Here is an 18,461-nt window from a genome sequence, read left to right on the forward strand (position 1 = left end):
GCCGTATAGAGGGGGAGGTGAAGGTGTTGAAAGAAATCCATTTGATCTCGGACGGGAGGCTGAATCCGGAGCAGTATGCCAAACTGGCTGCTGCTGTACATCCCATGGTGGATTATATCCATCTCCGGGAAAAAGCTCTGTCCGCACAGGAGCTTCTGGCTGCCGCAGAGCGGTTGCTGCAAGCGGGGGTTCCGCCCTCTAAGCTGGTCATTAATGACCGGATAGATGTGGCTTTGGCAGCAGGGGCAGCCGGCGTCCAATTGGCCTGGCACAGTCTGCCGCCTGTCGGGGCGCGCGGCATTGCCCCGGGCCTGCGGCTGGGCAGGTCGGTGCATTCCCAGGAGGAAGCGGCACGCGCTGGACGGCAGGGAGCGGACTTCTGTCTGTATGGACATGTATTCCCCACGGCCTGCAAGCCCGGACAGCGGGAACGGGGCCTGGCGCAGTTGGAAGTGGCCGTCCGCTGCAGCAGTATACCGTTGATTGCCATCGGAGGCATCACACCGGGCAATACCAGGTCAGTTCTGTCAAAGGGTGCTGCCGGAATAGCCGTAATGTCCGGGATATGCGGAGCGACGGACCCTGCTGGCGCCGCTGAGGCCTACAGATCATCCGTTCAGGCCGCAGCGTGTGCTGAAGTCCTGAATGAAGCCCCCGCACCGGGCAAAGGAGGTGAACAGGAATGAATTTGACTGTTAACGGACGCAGCGGAAGGTATGAAGAGAGCTGCCGGACTCTGGCTGATCTTCTGGCCCGCCCGGAGTGGACCGGGAAGCTGGTTATTGTGGAGCTGAATGGTGAGATTGTCGGCAGGGATGCTTATGGAGATACCTTTCTGGATGAGGGGGACCATGTTGAACTGGTTCATTTTGTCGGCGGAGGCTAGGCGGGCCTTGCACGCGCAGCAGACGGAACAATGCAGATACGTAATTTAGCTTAAGGCAGTGACTTATCACAGGAGGCGATATGATGCAAGATCCATTGGTAATTGGAGGAGTTACTATAACGAGCAGACTGTTCATCGGGACCGGAAAATACAGCCGCAACACCCTTATTCCCGAAGTGATTGCCCGCTCGGGATCACAGGTTATTACGGTTGCCCTGCGCCGGGTAGATCCGGAGAGCAAGGAGAATATCATCAGCCATATTCCTTCCCACATGACCCTGCTGCCCAATACCTCTGGTGCACGCACCGCAGAGGAAGCGGTACGCATTGCCAGGCTGGCAAGGTCAGCGGGGCTGGGAGACTGGGTGAAGATTGAGGTTATCAATGATCAGAAATATCTGCTGCCTGATAATACCGAGACGATCAGAGCCACGGAAATCTTAGCTGCTGAGGGTTTCGTTGTTCTGCCCTACATGAGTCCTGATCTGTCAGCCGCACTCCGGCTGAAGGCGGCCGGAGCTGCAGCCGTCATGCCGCTGGGAGCGCCAATCGGCTCTAACCGCGGGCTGCAGACCAAGGAGCTGATCCGGATTCTGATATCAGAAACGGGTCTGCCCATCATCGTGGATGCTGGTATTGGCAGACCCTCCGAAGCTGCTGAGGCGATGGAAATGGGCGCAGCCGCTGTGCTGCTGAACACGGCAATTGCCACCGCCCGGGACCCGCAGCTGATGGCGGAGGCATTCCGCGAAGCGGTGTCGGCGGGGCGGAAGGCCTATCTGGCCGGGCTGGGTCCGGTGGAAGAGACAGCCGCAGCTTCTTCGCCGCTGACCGGATTTCTGGCCTGACTGATGCTGTTTAAGAAGAGGGAGGAAGGACATGAGCTTTTATGATAGGCTGAACCGGATGGACAAGCATTCCTATGAGGGGGTATGGAAGCAGTATACTGCGCTCGATGTGAAGCGGGCACTTCGTCTGGAGCAGTTGGACGAGGACGGGCTGATGGCATTGCTGTCACCGGCAGCAGAGCCTTACCTGGAAGAGATGGCGCAGAAGGCGCATAGACTGACACGTGCTCAATTCGGTCATGTGATGCAGCTGTTTACACCGATGTATGTGGCTGATTTCTGCGTCAACCATTGTACCTACTGCAGCTTTAGCTCTATCTATGATTTTCCGCGCAAAAAACTGACACTGGAGGAGGTCCGGCGGGAAGCGGAAACGATCGCAGCCACAGGGCTGCGCCACATTCTGATTCTGACCGGAGAATCCCGGAATCAAAGTCCGGCCAATTACGTGAAAGACTGCGTGGAGGTGCTCCGCGGCTATTTCTCTTCAGTCAGCATTGAAGTGAATCCGCTCACTACCAAAGAATACGCTGACCTCAGACAGGCAGGAGTAGACGGTCTGACGCTGTATCAGGAGGTCTATCATCAGGAAACCTACCGCAAGCTGCATGTGAAGGGCCCCAAGCGGGTGTACCGCAACCGTCTGGATGCGCCCGAGCGCGGCTGCCTGGCCGGATTCCGCTCGGTAAATATCGGAGCCCTGCTGGGAATGTACGAATGGCGTCAGGAGGCTCTCGCGACTGCACTGCACGCCAGGTATTTGCAGGACAAGTATCCGGAGTGCGAAATCGGTTTGTCCATTCCCCGTTTTCGGCCGTACCTGGGGGAATTTAATCCAGAGAGTGATGTAACCGACCGTGCACTGGTGCAGATTATACTGGCCTACCGCCTGTTTCTGCCGCGTTCCGGTATTTCACTGTCCACGCGGGAGCCGGCAGCCCTGCGCGATCATCTGGTCCATCTCGGCATCACCAAGATGTCTGCAGGGGTATCCACCGAAGTAGGCGGACATTCCCTGGAAGGCGGGACTCCGCAGTTTGAAATCTCGGACAACCGCAGCGTGCATGAGATTAAGGAGATGCTAGAGACAAAAGGGCTGCAGCCGGTGTTCAAGGACTGGGACATCCTGGATGAGCCTTTAGCCATGCCTTAACTGGATGCAAATAACCCGCCTCACGGCGGGTTATTTGCATTGTTGGGCGAAGCGGTCCGTACGATGCTGCATTCTTCAAGCGGCCGCACGGTCTCCGGCTAGTCGGCTGGCTTCTCCGGGCGCATTCTTGAAGACAGCTCGTCCAGCGACAGCTCAAACCCCGGAGCCATATGAGTTAGGAAATACTCCAACTCCGGCAGGGCAAGCCCGTGCAGCTTCGCGCCTGTCTGCTCCCGGGCGGCCGCGAATTCGCGGTTGCCTGCGGCGGTTTCCCAGACGCATTTCAGATATGCGTCGAGCACATCCGCCGCCTTGACGTAGCGCAGCAGTCCGGCATCCTCAGAGCCGGGCGGGCTGTCCTGCGGCTGCAGGAGCGGCGCATAGACTGCGCTCAGCTCCGGCGGGATCATCGCCGCGAGGCGTTCAGCGGCGACCCGCTCCATCTCGCGGAAGCTGGACAGCAGCCGCGGGTTGTTATGCTTCACCGGCGTGGCGATGTCGCCGGTGAATACCTCGGTGGCGTCGTGGAACAACGCCATTGTGGATGCGCGGTCGGCGTTCAGCGACCGGCCGAAGTGGACATTGCCGATGGTGCACAGCATGTGCGCCAGCAGGGCCACCTGGAACGAATGCTGCGCCACGTTCTCCGGGGCGGTGCTGCGCATGAGGCTCCAGCGCTGGATATATTGCAGCCGGTAGAGATAGGCAGAGAAATGGTAGTTCAATTTTTAAGTAACCCCTTTCATGAGCGGCTTAATATGATATGATAATAACTAATTGTAACAGAGTTAGGGCAGCTTGAAACAGATGGAGAGGAGACTGAATGAAGATGCAGCATTTTGAAGACAGCATTTATAATCTGATCGTAGAGACCTCCACGAATTTGCCGGGTGATGTACGCCGGGCGGTTGCTAAAGGGCGTGCGCTGGAAGACCGGGCGACCCGCTCCGGACTGGCACTGACCACGATTGCCCAGAATATCGGCATGGCCGAGCTCCAGGTATCGCCGATTTGCCAGGATACAGGGATGCCGACTTTTATAATTCATACGCCGGTTGGCGTGAATCAGATAGAGATGAAGAAGGATATTCATAGCGCGATAATCCGGGCGACGAAGAACGGCAAGCTGCGGCCCAATTCCGTAGATTCCCTTACAGGCGAGAACAGCGGGGACAATCTGGGTCCAGGCACGCCGGTGATTCATTTCGAGCAGTGGGAAGAGGAAGGCATTGATGTAAGGCTCATTCTGAAGGGCGGCGGCTGCGAGAATAAGAATATTCAGTACAGTCTCCCGGCAGAGCTGGAAGGTCTGGGCAAAGCCGGACGAGATCTAGACGGCATTCGCAAATGTATTCTTCATTCGGTCTATCAGGCGCAGGGCCAGGGCTGCAGTGCAGGCTTCATTGGCGTAGGCATCGGCGGTGACCGTACAACGGGTTATGAGCTGGCGAAGAAGCAGCTGTTCCGCAAGGTCGAGGATGTGAATCCCACCCAAGATCTGGGCAAGCTGGAAGATTACATCATGGAGAATGCCAACAAGCTCGGGATCGGCACGATGGGCTTCGGCGGTGAAGTTACGCTGTTAGGCTGCAAAATCGGAGTTATGAACCGTCTGCCGGCGAGCTTCTTTGTCTCGGTAGCTTATAATTGCTGGGCCTTCCGCCGTCAGGGGATACTGGTGAATCCGGCAACCGGGGACATTAAGGAATGGCTCTATGAGAGCGGCACAGGTATTTCTGTTGATGGGGAAGAGGCTTTAGTGCAAGTAGCTGAACCGGTAGCGGTCTCTGCTGCTGATGGTGTTTCGCAGGGCATGATTCCAGAGGATGCAACGATTCCTGCGGCTCCGGCTATCTTGTCAGGAACTGGGGAAGCTGCTTCTGATGCTGTTGTCCCCGGTAACGGCAAGGAAATCGAACCTGCTGCCGCAGGCTCTGCCGCATCGGGTGGTTCGCGCGAAATCCGCCTGACCACACCGATCAGCGAGGAGGATATCCGCAGCCTGCGCGTTGGTGATGTAGTTATTCTCTCCGGCGAGATGCACACCGGCCGCGATGCCCTGCACAAATATCTGATGGATCACGACGCCCCCGTGGACTTGAACGGTGCGGTCATCTATCACTGTGGCCCGGTCATGCTGAAGGATGAGGAGGGCTGGCATGTGAAGGCTGCAGGTCCGACCACCAGCATCCGCGAGGAGCCTTATCAAGGCGATATCATTAAGAAATTCGGCATCCGTGCCGTAATCGGCAAAGGCGGGATGGGCCCGAAAACGTTGAAGGCATTAGGCGAACACGGCGGCGTCTATCTCAACGCCATTGGCGGTGCAGCCCAGTACTATGCAGAATGCATTAAGAAGGTTAACGCGGTTGATTTCATGGAGTTCGGAATTCCGGAGGCCATGTGGCATCTGCAGGTGGACGGATTCGCTGCAATCGTCACCATGGATGCGCATGGCAACAGCCTGCATGCCGATGTGGAGAAGGATTCCGCGGCCAAGCTGGCCCAGTTCCGGGAGCCGGTATTTAAATAAACAGCTTAGCAACCTCCCTGTGACAGTGATTTGTTGGATGATATGAATCAAATAGTATATTTATTCAGTGATAGTGAGACCTCTTTCGTTTGGTTGAAAGAGGTCTTTTTGCGGTGCTGTCTATGAAAAAAAATCGAAACCGGTATCTGTTCCGGAGGATCATGCTGCTCCCTGATGCTAAACGGGGAATTTTTTGCGTATTGCAGAGTCGTTATCCTATATGGGATACGGGTTCTGAGAAAGAACAATTTATATGTCTTGACAGCGCATACAAGTCCATGTTAATTTTTAGTGGGGAAACCGGTTTCCCTGAAGTGAGTAAGATGAGGCTCTAGACGGTAGCTTGTTCTTTTTGTTAGAAAGTGTTGTGCATACGCATTTATGAGAGGGAGATGAAGAATGAAACGTAAACATTGGCTTATCCCCGTCCTTATCACATCTATGGTTCTTTCGATCACGATGAATTTATTTGTTCTGCCTCCAGTTAAGGTTGAAGCGGCCAGTATCGGCACGGTTACAGAGAATGACACGATTTATCAGATTATGGTTGACCGTTTCAATGACGGAGACTCCTCCAATAATGCCACAGGAGCCGCCATCCGCTATGGGGAGACCTCTGAAGAGGATTTCCGCTATATGAAGGGTGGAGACTGGCAGGGAGTTATCAATAAGCTCCCCTATATCCATAATATGGGCTATACGGCGATCTGGATCTCTCCGGTTGCCGAACCGCAGATGACTAACCGGGAGAATAACGGAACAGGGAAGAACACAGCTTACCACGGATACAATGTCAAAGACCCTAATGCGGCCAACCCTTATTTCGGTACAAAAGAGAAGCTTAAAGAGCTGGTTGATTCAGCGCATGCGCTCGGAATCAAGGTCATCATCGACGTGGTTCCGAACCATATCGGCGATTATATGCTGGGAACCCAGGCTTATTATGATATCCCGGCATTGCAGCCGGTAGCCCCTTTCAATAATCCGGCCTGGTATCACCATAACGGGGATATCAACTGGTCGCTGGCAGACGGACGATATGATCAGTGGGCCCAGGATTATTTGGAGAATCACGATCTGGGCGGACTGGATGATATCGACTTCGATGTTCCTGCCGCCAAGCAGGCCATCTTCAGCTCGATTAAAGGCTGGTTTGATTATACAGGTGCGGATGGTGCCCGCGTTGATGCCGCCAAGCTGATGAAGCCGACGGATATCGGGGAGCTGCAGACGCTGCTGGGCGTGAACACCTTCGGAGAGAATTTTGACGGCAATGCCGAATTTGTCTCCCGCTGGGTAGGCAGCAGCAAGGAGTGGGGCATGCTCGATTTCCCGCTATTCTTCTCTGTCTTGAACAGCTTTGCTTATGGACAATCCTTCGATTCTAATGTTAAGAGTACACTGGCTCTTGATTCCTATTACAACGGCAATGCGAATCATATGGTTACCTTCATTGATAATCATGACCGCAACCGTTTCCTGACAGAAGCCGGAGGCAGTGTAGAGAAGCTGCAGAATGCCTTGTCCTTCATCTTCACTGTGCGCGGAACCCCGGTGGTGTTCCAGGGGACAGAACAGAACAAAGGCAACGGGAACGGCCAGATCATGACTGGCGGCATTGCCGATACATGGAACCGCTGGTCCATGGTGAAGCGTGATGCAAGCGGCAACGTGGTGGAGAATTATTTCAATGAGAACGCCAGCACCTACAAGCATGTAGCCAAGCTTAACGAAATCCGCAAAAATAATCCTGCGCTGCGCACCGGCACCCAGCGTGAAATGTGGTCTGCCCAGAATCTGTACGCGTTCTCCCGCCGGATTGACAGCGGGACCCATGTGGGACAGGAAGTCATCTCCGCATTCAGTAATGCTTCGGGCGGGTCGCAGACGGTTACGATTCCGCTGCGCGCTGAGAGCACTCTTACTGTAGGGACGGTACTGATTAACCAGTTGAACACCTCTGACACGGTAACCGTGCAATCAGGCGGCGCGACCGGCAAACAGATTACGGTTACTCTTGGTGCGAATTCCGCCAAAATCTATTCGAAGACACAGCCTATTGTGGATACTCAGGCTCCGACTGTACCAACGAATGTAACAGCCACTGTGCAGAATGCATCCAGTGCGATTGTAAGCTGGTCAGCTTCCACGGATAATGCCGGAGTTACAGGGTACGAGATTTACCGTAATGGAGTCAAGATTGGAACCTCGGCAACTACCTCTTACACAGACAACGGCTTGTCTGGCAGTACAAACTACTCGTATACAATAAAAGCGTATGACGCCGCCGCCAATCTGTCGGCTTTCAGTGCAGCTGCCCTGATCGTCACGCCTGCCGGAAATAGTGTGACGATCTATTACAAGCAGGGCTACACCACACCTTATATCCATTACCGCCCGGCTGCGGGCACCTGGACGACTGCGCCGGGTGTAGCGATTCCTGCGGCTGAAGTGGCAGGTTACAACAAAATCACCATCAATATCGGTGCAGCCACCCAGCTGGAAGCCTGCTTCAACAACGGCAGCGGCACCTGGGACAGCAACGGCGGCAGCAATTATCTGTTCGGAACGGGCACGTGGATGTATATTCCGACAGGAACGATCCAGGCAGGGGGGCCGGCCGGGCCGACTGCGACACCAACGGTGACGCCAACGCCGACCGCAACACCAACAGCTACATCGACCGCGACACCAACGCCAACCGCAACACCAACAGCCACACCGACCGCGACACCAACGGTTACACCGACAGCAACCCCTGTGCCAACCGCCACTCCGGTAGGGAATACAGCGACGATCTACTACAAGAATACGGCCTATACCAACTCTTATATCCATTACAAGCTGGATGGGGCAAGCACCTGGACGACCTCGCCGGGCGTGCAGATGCAGGCATCCACATTCAGCGGCTACAAAGCGATTACCATCGAGCTCGGAACCGCGACCGGACTTACTGCAGCGTTCAATAACGGCAGCGGAACCTGGGACAGCAATGGCGGCAGCAATTATCACTTTGGCGCGGGCAGCTCAAGCCTTGTGGGGGGAAGTCTTACCACCGGAGAACCTCAGGCGGACAGCGTGACCTTCCGGGTCACTGTTCCGGCCACCACTCCAGCGAGCGGGCCTGTCTATCTGACCGGGTCGTTCAACAGCTGGAATGCGGCTGACCCCGCATATCTGCTGACCAAGGGCAGTGACGGAGTCTATTCCATCACCCTGAGCCTTCCGGCAGGGACAGCAGTGACGTATAAGCTGACGCGCGGCAGCTGGGCTACGGTAGAGACCTCATCCGGTGGAGCAGATATTGCGAACCGAGCGCTCACGCCGGCGGGCGGCGCACAGACCGTCAACCTGACCGTGCAGCGCTGGAAGGATCAATAGGGAATGACAGGGGGGCGAAGGATGAATTCCGGCGCCCCCGTTCTTTTGAATAAGCTGATGTGGTTGAAGAGAGAGGAGTTGTAAGCTGATGAGAGCATCCCGGTATTGGCGCAAAATCACAGCCCTGCTGCTTGGTGTGCTTCTGATGATCCCGGCAGCAGCCACTAATGTCTCGGCAGATATTGCCGCTACGCATGTGTACCATAACCATATGCCGAATTTCTGGGCGTACTATGATTTGAACTCCTATAACGCTGCCCCGGCAGGAAGTCCGATCCGCTATACGTATGATGGTGAAGTCATCCAGTTGAAGCAGAACCCGCCTGCGGGATATACCTATTATTTGCCGAACGGCTCCCCGATGCCGCATGATGATCTGGTCTCCTATTATTCACATCACGCGAAGACAGGAGCGTACTTAACCTGGCCCTGGAGCGTGGCGAATACGCTGCACAGCAATTATCCCCAGGCACAGATGCATGTTACAATGTCCGGCTCGGTTGTAAATAACGTGAATAGTATTATTCAGCAGGGTAATGTAAGCGGATACAGTAATCCAGCTTGGGGTGCCCCCTGGAAGAGCGCCGTTGATCAGCTCAAAACAACAAATGGCAGCAACATGCTTGATCTGATCCATTTCTCCGGACATCACTCCATGGGTCCGCTGGTCGGCAACGACTATTTGCTCAAGGATATGATCTATCATGGAGCCACATTGGCTCAGCCTTATTTTCTCGGAAGCAGCTATAAGTCCTCTAAAGGGTTTTTCCCGACAGAGCTGGGTTTCTCTGAACGGATAATCCCCGTCCTTCAAAAGCTGGGCATCCAGTGGTCCGTTATCGGCAACAACCATTTTTCCCGCACGCTTAAGGACTATCCGCTGCTGAACAGTCCCGGCACGGATACGATGGTCTCACCGCCCAACCGCAGTGATCTGCAGAATGTCAGCACTGTAGGCTCCTGGGTAAATGAACCGATGTTCAACGAGCAGCAGGTTGTCTATAACAAGTATCCTTTTGCCTCCACAGCCCATTGGGTCCGCTATGTGGACCCGGCAACCGGGGCAGAATCCAAAGTGGTCGGCGTTCCGGTTGCACAGGCGCAGTCATGGGAAGAAGGATATTTGGGACAGGTAAAAGCGGATGTGCTTAAGCCGTATGAGAATCTGGTCGCGCAGAAGCAGATTTTTGTGGTGGCTCATGACGGGGATAATTCTTCGGGTAGGGCCGGCTCCGAGGAGACCTGGCGCAATGCCGGGAATGTCACCTATGCCAGCAGCGGTGTAACCGGAATGGGGATTGACGAGTATCTGCGCAATAATACACCAGCAGCCTCCGATGTTGTCCATGTTCAGGACGGCTCATGGATTGATACCCGGGATTCCTCCTCTGATCCGACCTGGTACCACTGGCATCTGCCGTTCGGCATCTGGAAAAGCCAGTTTGCCAGCTTCAATCAGGTGAACGGCACCTCTTATGCGCCGAAGAAGAATCTGTCCGGTGTCGAAGAAGGCATGACCGTATCCTTCGAGAAGGGTTACCATTATCTGGAGCGTAACTTCGCCTTGCTGCAGGCTTCCCTGAATTATGCCAAGACAGCCGAGCAGATCTGGCTGGATGAGCATCCGAATTACTGGAAGCCGGTTAATCCGATTGACCGTGAGGTGACTTACGAGGGCAATCAGCTCAACCCTTGGATGATCTCCTATCCGGTAAAAGGGAACACCGCAAGCGATTATGCCGGCGGCGCCAATCCGGCTGAATTGGCCTGGTATTTCCTGCTCCCGGCGATGGACTCCGGCTTCGGGTATTACGATGAGAATGTGGATGACAGCGTGAAGCCGGCACTGTCCTTCAATCAATCGCTGTATTTCTCCAAGCCTTATGTTACACAAAAGCTGGCCAAAGACAAAACCGGCCCCTCCGTATGGTGGCCGCAGCGTTACCCGTACAATCCGGGCAGCGCCAATGTCAGCAAGGCTGAAGGCTGGACGCTGCAGCATTTCAATAATGTGTTCTCCATCTATACCTACGCTTTCGACACCAGCGGAATCAGCGATATCAAGGTGAAGGTCCGGGCACACCGCGACAAGACGGCAGATGCTGCGGACAATACTTTCAAGGTCTATGACCCGGCGGGCCTGGCTGCAGCAGGAATATCCAATATTGACCCTGCCAAGGTCGGTGCCTGGACGGAATACCCGATGACAGTCCGCGATCTCAGCACGGATATCAACGGGGTCGACTGGCAGCCAAGCAGCAAGGCGATCATGCAGAAGGTTCCGGCTAAGGACATCGGCAATCTGTATTTCAGTTATATCTCGGATTATCGTGACCAGCTGGTGGACTACTATATTGAAGCCAAAGACGCTAAGGGTAATGTAACGAAAAGCGATATCCAGCAGGTCTACGTCGGAGCAGGAAAATATACATTGGCAAACGGAAAATATACTGAGAGCATGCAGGGAACCGTTGAGGGCACGCATCCGTTTATTACCGATGTGCCTGCAGTTCCGGACACGGAAGCCCCGTCTGTGCCGGCTAATCTTCAGGCAGCTGTGGTCAATGCCTCCTCGGCCTTGCTGACATGGAATGCAGCTACCGATAATATCCGTGTGACAGGTTATGAGATCTATCGCGATGGCATCAAGATCGGTACATCACCGTCTGCTTCGTATACAGACAGCGGCTTGTCCTCCTCTACGACGTATGAATACAAGGTCAAAGCTTATGATGCTTCGGGCAATCTGTCCGGACTGAGTGCGCTTGCATCCGCCACAACACCGGCGGGGAATAATGTGACGATCTATTACAAGAAGGGCTACACCACACCGTACATTCACTACCGTCCGGTTGCGGGTACCTGGACGACTGCGCCGGGCGTAGCGATTCCTGCGGCTGAAATGGCGGGCTATAACAAAATCACGATCAATATCGGCTCCGCCACCCAGCTGGAAGCCTGCTTCAATAACGGCAGCGGTACTTGGGACAGTAACGGCGGCAGCAATTATCTGTTCGGCACCGGCACCTGGACCTATACCCCTACCGGGCAAATCCAGGCGGGCGCCCCGGATGTTCCGACGGCCACGCCGACCGCCACGCCAACGGTTACGCCGACAGCGGTGCCAACGGCTACGCCGACAGCGGTACCAACGCCAACCGCAACACCAACAGCCACACCGACCGCGGTGCCAACGGCTACGCCGACAGCGGCACCAACGCCAACCGCAACACCAACAGCCACACCGACCGCGACACCAACGGTTACACCGACCGCAACCCCGGTGCCAACCGCCACTCCGGTAGGGAATACAGCGACAATCTACTACAAGAATACGGCCTATACCAACTCTTATATCCATTACAAGCTGGATGGGGCAAGCACCTGGACGACCTCGCCGGGCGTGCAGATGCAGGCATCCACATTCAGCGGCTACAAAGCGATTACCATCGAGCTCGGAACCGCGACCGGACTTACTGCAGCGTTCAATAACGGCAGCGGAACCTGGGACAGCAATGGCGGCAGCAATTATCACTTTGGCGCGGGCAGCTCAAGCCTTGTGGGGGGAAGTCTTACCACCGGAGAACCTCGAGCGGACAGCGTGACCTTCCGGGTCACTGTTCCGGCCACCACTCCAGCGAGCGGGCCTATCTATCTGACCGGGTCGTTCAACAGCTGGAATGCGGCTGACCCCGCATACCTGCTGACCAAGGGCAGTGACGGAGTCTATTCCATCACCCTGAGCCTTCCGGCAGGGACAGCAGTGACGTATAAGCTGACGCGCGGCAGCTGGGCTACGGTAGAGACCTCATCCGGTGGAGCAGATATTGCGAACCGTGCGCTCACGCCGGCGGGCGGCGCACAGACCGCCAACCTGACCGTGCAGCGCTGGAAGGATCAGTAACTGGCTGCATTCCGTGCTTACACCAAAAGTTGGTTAACTATTAGAAGCGAAAATGCTCTCTCCTAACTACACTTTAGTTAACAACCCCACAAGTTGCCAGTAATCGCTGGTGGGATTAGCGCGCAATATTTCATTTCTTTCTTCACACCTGATTCGTTACCGGCAGAATTAGACTCTGAAGAAGCTCTGCAGGCATAATTGTTGTACGTTTTACAACTTTGATCCCTAGATATCTGGATGTGTGGAAGGATTGTTGTATGAAATACAACAATCCTTCCACAAAACTTCTTTGAGAAGGAGAAATGCTGTATTTGGTACAACAATTTGGTATTTGGACCAATATAATAGAGAAAATGTTGTATTTTATGCAGGATTTTATAAAAACCTATCTAGTCTGAGCTACAATAAGCGGTTGCATTGGTATTTGTGCTGGTTAATACCATTTAAAGGAAGAATATTGATCTATAGACTATAATGTGTGTTAAAAGAATAGCTCCTTTTAAATGGTGTGTGGTCCAGCCATTTAAAAGGGGCGATTTCTTTTTTCTATTATTTTATGGAGGGGAGGATTAAGGGTTGGAGTGTTGAGGTGTTGGAGTGTTGAGGTGTTGGAGTGTTGAGAGTGTTGGGATTGCTGGAGGGTTGAGGATTGAAGGGTTGAGGATTGAAGGATTGAGGATTGAGGATTGAGGATTGAGGATTGAGGATTGAAGAATGGAGGGCTGAAGCTTTCAATGATTTAAAGGGTCTACAGGTTTGCCGTAACTTCCCCCTCTTAAACAGCGGAGCGGACGGACTGATTGTGGAGAAGCGATAGCGTTCGCCTTTGTTCCCGGATTTTCACCGCTAAGGAGAATAAATAAAATCCGGGAACAACAGCGATCGGAACAACGGTCCGTTTGCGGAGCGTCCACAGCAAGTTTAAACGTCCCTCGTACAGCGATCGGAACAACGGTCCGTTTGCGGAGCGTTCACAGCAAGTTCAAACGTCCCTCGTACAGCGATCGGAACAACGGTCCGTTTGCGGAGCGTTCACAGCAAGTTCAAACGTCCCTCGTACAGCGATCGGAACAACGGTCCGTTTGCGGAGCGTCCATCCAAGTGCTAAAGCAGCTTTTACTCCAAGCGCCAAATAACATTCATCCACTCCCATTTTACACTCCGTTGATAATCGCCGCCGGAACTGGTATTTTGACGAAAATGGAGGTAGGATGTTCACAAGGACACAATGATAAGGAAGAGGACTACTACTGATGAAACCGTTCCGCGTTAGGCTTACATTCATACTCATGGCCCTGATCGGGATCTCCATGACCGGGGCTGGCCTTACAATGGCCCAACTGTTTAAGGACTCACATATTTCCGTACTGGAAGAAAACATGTCCCGGGAAATAAATCTGCTCTCCGGCACATTTACGTTCAAGGATATGCACGGTCCGGACGCCATGGATTATTATACAGACCAGGCCCGGACGATATCCACACTGACAGGTTCGCGCATCACCTTCATTACGAAGGAAGGCCGGGTAATTGGTGATTCGGAACGCAATCCGCTGGAAATGGACAACCACTCCACCCGGGAAGAGGAACTGCTCGCCGCGAAAGAGGGGATTGGCCGGGCAATCCGCTACAGTGATACGCTGGACCAGGAAATGCTCTATGTAGCAGGTGCGGTAGTTTCTGACCAGGGCTTTGACGGATATATCCGGCTCTCCATGGGGCTGGATGCGGTGACGGAAGGACTGAACCGGGCGTGGATGATTATGGCCGGAGGACTCGTGCTGCTGTTTATGGCAGCCACTTTTGTGAGCTATAAAGTAGCCTCCAGCATGACCTCACCCCTAGAGCAGATTACCAGAGTAGCGCGGCGTATCACCGATCTGGATTACGATGCCCGTGTGCCGATGAAGCGCAAGGACGAGGTCGGTCAGCTGGCGACAGCGATCAACGCGATGGCGGACAGTCTCCAGGCCCAGCTGAAGACCATCCGCGACAACGAGGATCTGCTGCAAAGCGTACTCGATAACATGACCGGCGGGATCGTGATGATTAACGCTGAGGGGGAGATAGCCCTGCTCAACCGTGCGGCAGAACGGCTCCTTGATGTGAAGAACAGCGAGATGACCGGGCATTCCTACAAAGAGATCAAACATCATTATGAGCTGACCCGGCTGATTGAAGAAGGCGTATCCCGTAATGAACCGGTCCATGAAGAGCGTATTATCTATAATCCGGTGGAGCGGATTGTACGCCTGGACGGAGTGCCGATGATTCAGGACGGTTCCACCCGGGGAATGCTGTTCCTGCTGCAGGAGGTTACGGAAATCCGCCGTCTGGAGAAAATGCGCAGCGAATTCGTCGCGAATGTCTCCCATGAGCTGAAGACCCCGGTAGCTGCGGTAAAAGGCTTCGCCGAAACCCTGCTCGGCGGGGGTGTTACGGATGAGAAGACGGCACGTTCGTTCCTGCAGATTATTTATGATGAGAATGAACGGCTGAACCGCCTGATTGGAGATATTCTGGAATTGTCCAAAATTGAATCCAAACGCGTCCAGCTAGACTGCTCGCCGGTTCATTTGATCGAGTTCTTCGATTCTGTGCTGGAAACACTCAGCAAGGTGGCGGAGAAAAAGAAGATCACCCTGAGCTCGGATGTACCTGCTGAGCTGTTTATCGAGGGAGATGAAGACAAGCTGCGTCAGATCTTCATGAATCTGCTCTCGAATGCGATCAACTACACGCAGGACGGGGGAAATGTAAGGGTCACCGTAGCCAATGTTCAAAAGGCAGACGGAACGGAGAGTGTGCGCTTTACCGTGAGCGATACGGGCATGGGGATTCCGCGCAAGGATCTGCCGCGGATCTTCGAGCGTTTCTACCGGGTGGACAAAGCCCGCTCCAGAAGCTCCGGCGGAACCGGCCTGGGCTTGTCCATCGTGAAGCATCTGGTAGAGCTGCACAGGGGATCAATTACGGTAGAGAGCGATCTGGGCATCGGCAGCTCTTTTATCCTGGAATTACCGCTGCTGCAGGAAGAGAACGAGTAACCTGCCAGCAAGGATTCAATTCTGTAAGGACATCCGTCTTAAGCCTGTGGAGAGGCGTATGTCCTGATTTGATTGTATGCCGGCAAAGGGGTAATATTAAATTCGTAATTTTACACCAAGTTAACATTGTGGTGCTATGATGTGCATGTGTGCAGTTTTGTAAATTTAATAACCTATGAAAAGACGGGGGAACCTATGGCACAACGATTGCTTGTCATTGAAGACGAACCGACACTAGCCCGGCTGCTGTCTTATAATTTGACACAGGAAGGCTATGAAGTGACGGTGGAGGATCATGGAACGGCAGGATATGACCGTGCGACTAGAGAACCTTTTGATTTAATCGTACTGGATCTTATGCTGCCCGGCATGAACGGCATTGACATTCTGGATAAATTGCGTGGACAGGGCATACGTACACCGGTCATTGTGCTGACGGCCAAGAATGCCGAAGAGGATGTAGTCCGGGGCCTGAAATCCGGGGCCGATGATTACATAACCAAGCCGTTTGGAGTCTCCGAATTACTGGCCCGTGTCAGCGCGGTTCTGCGCCGGATATCGGGGCTTGCCGAGGAAGCCCCCCCGGAAACGGCGGTATCCGCTTCGACCATTATCCTGGGACAGCTGGAAATCTACCCGGAACGTTATGAAGTTTCGCTGGGTGGACAGAGTATTAATCTGCGTCCCAAGGAGTTTGAAGTCCTGCTGTATCTGGCCCGGAAGCCGGGTGTGGTTCTGACGCGTGATGATCTGATGAATGCGGTCTGGGGTTTCGATTATATCGGCGGCCAGCGTACTGTAGATGTTCATGTCAGCTCGCTGCGCAAGAAGCTTGAGCTTGATCCAGAATCCGTGCATATTGATTCCATCCGCGGCGTAGGCTATAAGCTGGTCGTGAACAAGAAGAGAACACCAGTCATTTGATATGGCGGTGTTCTTTTTCTGATACACCTGTTCTGCTGAATTTTGATTTTACACAGCGTTAACAATTCTCTAGAGCTCTATTTACACTGAAAGCTTATCATGGGGAACGAAGATGATGAGAAGGAGACTATAGAAACTAATGAAATCCATCATTGACATAGAGAAACTTGATCTCTACTATGAGTCATTTCACGCGCTGAAGAATGTGGATCTGCAAATTCCGGAGAAACAGGTTACCGCTTTTATCGGTCCTTCCGGCTGCGGAAAGTCCACGCTGCTGCGTACCCTAAACCGAATGAACGACATGATTCCCGGAACGCGTATTGAAGGAACAGTAAACATCGGCGGTAAAAATATTTACAGCGACGAGATTGAAGTGGAAAGCCTGCGCAAGCAGGTAGGGATGGTGTTCCAGCAGCCCAATCCTTTTCCCAAGTCGATTTATGACAATGTAGCTTATGGTCCGCGCCTCCATGGGGTGAAGGGCAAAGCCGAGCTTGATGTCATTGTGGAGCAAAGCCTGCGCCAATCCGCACTCTGGGAGGAAGTGAAGGATTTCCTCAAGAAGTCTGCCCTCAGCTTGTCCGGTGGCCAGCAGCAGCGTCTCTGCATCGCCAGAGCCCTTGCCGTACAGCCGGATATTCTGCTGATGGACGAGGCCACCTCTGCACTTGATCCGGTGTCCACGCTGAAGATTGAGGAGCTGGTACAGGAGCTGCGGGATAAGTATACGATTGTAATGGTCACGCATAATATGCATCAGGCCGCCCGGGTGTCGGGGCGCACTGTATTTTTCCTGAACGGAGTTATCGTGGAGGCTCAGGATACGGAATTACTGTTCTCGAATCCCAAAGACTCCCGCACAGAAGATTATATATCCGGACGCTTCGGTTAAGCGGCAGAGGAATTCGTTTTCCGGAAGGAAATCAGCTGTATAAGCTGAACTTAAGAAGAGGGACGGCGGTTTCTTAAGTTCACTCTATATGACCATATGTTTTTGAGGAGGATCGTTTTCAATATGATTCGCAGAAAAGAATTCGATAAAGATCTGGAAGAGCTGCGCAATCTGCTGGAGCAGATGGGCGAGCATGTTACGGATGCGCTGGAAGGTGCAGTACTCGCTTTGCAGAATCTGGACACCGTGCGGGCACAGGAAATTGTTAAGAACGATTTACGGCTGAATGCGATGGAAGACCGGATTATGGAGATCGGCTCACGGCTGATCATCACCCAGCAGCCGGTAGCCAAGGACCTGCGCCGCATTATTGTAGCCTTCAAAATCTCCAGTGACCTCGAACGTATGGGGGATCTGGCACTGGATGTGGCTAAGGTAACGATGCGGATCCAGGGGCAGCAGCTGATTAAACCGCTTGTGGATATTCCGCGGATGGCCGAGATTGTTACGGTAATGATCTCAGAGGCAATTCAGTCCTATTTGGATGAGAATACGGATCTGGCCTACAAAATGGCCCAGGACGACGATCAGGTCGACGGGCTGTATAGTGCAATGATTAATGAACTGTACACTTACATGGTTCAGAAGCCTGAGTCGGTTAATCAGGCTATGCTGCTTACGCTGGTTGGCCGCTATATTGAGCGTATCGCGGATCATGCGACCAACATTGGCGAGAGCGTAGTTTATCTTGTAACGGGCAAACGTCCGGACCTGAATCAATAAAAGCATAAGGCACGACAGCAAGCCTTCATCCCCGGAGGCTTGCCTTTTTTGTTTTAAAGCGCCTTCTGATTGGAAATCCTGCTTAGAATGCCTGAAGCTGCAGACCT

Annotated in this window: 12 protein-coding genes; 11 read left to right on the forward strand and 1 reads right to left on the reverse strand. The window is 53.6% G+C overall.

What is annotated here, in order from left to right; translation table 11 throughout:
• The first annotated feature begins 23 nt into the window (after positions 1 to 23).
• From R50912_RS10545 to thiH, 4 genes are all read left to right on the forward strand, one after another.
• Positions 24 to 686 (forward strand): thiamine phosphate synthase, encoded by a 663-nt coding sequence (locus tag R50912_RS10545; RefSeq protein ID WP_081956782.1) that lies wholly within the window; start codon positions 24 to 26, stop codon positions 684 to 686.
• The gene (gene thiS / locus R50912_RS10550; RefSeq protein WP_042234665.1) at positions 683 to 886 is read left to right on the forward strand and encodes a sulfur carrier protein ThiS; all 204 of its coding nucleotides are present in this window, start codon (positions 683 to 685) and stop codon (positions 884 to 886) included. The genes R50912_RS10545 and thiS overlap by 4 nt, the downstream gene beginning before the upstream one ends.
• Before the next feature lie 83 nt (positions 887 to 969).
• Positions 970 to 1,734, forward strand: coding sequence for a thiazole synthase (locus tag R50912_RS10555; RefSeq protein WP_042234667.1), 765 nt, complete (start codon positions 970 to 972; stop codon positions 1,732 to 1,734).
• A gap of 31 nt (positions 1,735 to 1,765) precedes the next feature.
• Positions 1,766 to 2,887, forward strand: coding sequence for a 2-iminoacetate synthase ThiH (gene thiH, locus R50912_RS10560; RefSeq protein ID WP_042234670.1), 1,122 nt, complete (start codon positions 1,766 to 1,768; stop codon positions 2,885 to 2,887).
• Positions 2,888 to 2,985: 98 nt separating this feature from the next.
• Here the strand turns inward: thiH and yfbR are convergent, their stop codons facing one another.
• Positions 2,986 to 3,612, reverse strand: a complete 627-nt coding sequence (gene yfbR, locus R50912_RS10565; RefSeq protein ID WP_081956451.1) for a 5'-deoxynucleotidase — start codon at positions 3,610 to 3,612, stop codon at positions 2,986 to 2,988.
• Between the two features lie 104 nt (positions 3,613 to 3,716).
• On the opposite strand from yfbR, the gene R50912_RS10570 reads away from it, so the two are divergent.
• From R50912_RS10570 to phoU, 7 genes are all read left to right on the forward strand, one after another.
• The gene (locus R50912_RS10570; protein ID WP_042242075.1) at positions 3,717 to 5,420 is read left to right on the forward strand and encodes a fumarate hydratase; all 1,704 of its coding nucleotides are present in this window, start codon (positions 3,717 to 3,719) and stop codon (positions 5,418 to 5,420) included.
• Between the two features lie 399 nt (positions 5,421 to 5,819).
• A complete protein-coding gene (locus tag R50912_RS10580) occupies positions 5,820 to 8,801 on the forward strand; it encodes an alpha-amylase family glycosyl hydrolase (RefSeq protein WP_042234676.1) in 2,982 nt (993 codons plus the stop codon).
• 88 nt (positions 8,802 to 8,889) lie between these two features.
• Entirely contained in the window at positions 8,890 to 12,705 is a 3,816-nt protein-coding gene (locus tag R50912_RS10585) for a carbohydrate binding domain-containing protein (protein WP_052416199.1), read from the forward strand.
• A 1,253-nt stretch (positions 12,706 to 13,958) separates the two neighbouring features.
• A complete protein-coding gene (pnpS, locus tag R50912_RS10590) occupies positions 13,959 to 15,752 on the forward strand; it encodes a two-component system histidine kinase PnpS (protein WP_042234678.1) in 1,794 nt (597 codons plus the stop codon).
• Positions 15,753 to 15,947: 195 nt separating this feature from the next.
• A complete protein-coding gene (locus R50912_RS10595; RefSeq protein WP_039304977.1) occupies positions 15,948 to 16,676 on the forward strand; it encodes a response regulator transcription factor in 729 nt (242 codons plus the stop codon).
• 139 nt (positions 16,677 to 16,815) lie between these two features.
• Positions 16,816 to 17,571, forward strand: a complete 756-nt coding sequence (gene pstB / locus R50912_RS10600; RefSeq protein WP_039304980.1) for a phosphate ABC transporter ATP-binding protein PstB — start codon at positions 16,816 to 16,818, stop codon at positions 17,569 to 17,571.
• Between the two features lie 123 nt (positions 17,572 to 17,694).
• Positions 17,695 to 18,354 (forward strand): phosphate signaling complex protein PhoU, encoded by a 660-nt coding sequence (gene phoU / locus R50912_RS10605; RefSeq protein ID WP_039304983.1) that lies wholly within the window; start codon positions 17,695 to 17,697, stop codon positions 18,352 to 18,354.
• Positions 18,355 to 18,461 lie beyond the last annotated feature (107 nt).

The sequence above is a fragment of the Paenibacillus sp. FSL R5-0912 genome (genome assembly GCF_000758605.1).
GTDB lineage: Bacteria > Bacillota > Bacilli > Paenibacillales > Paenibacillaceae > Paenibacillus_AQ.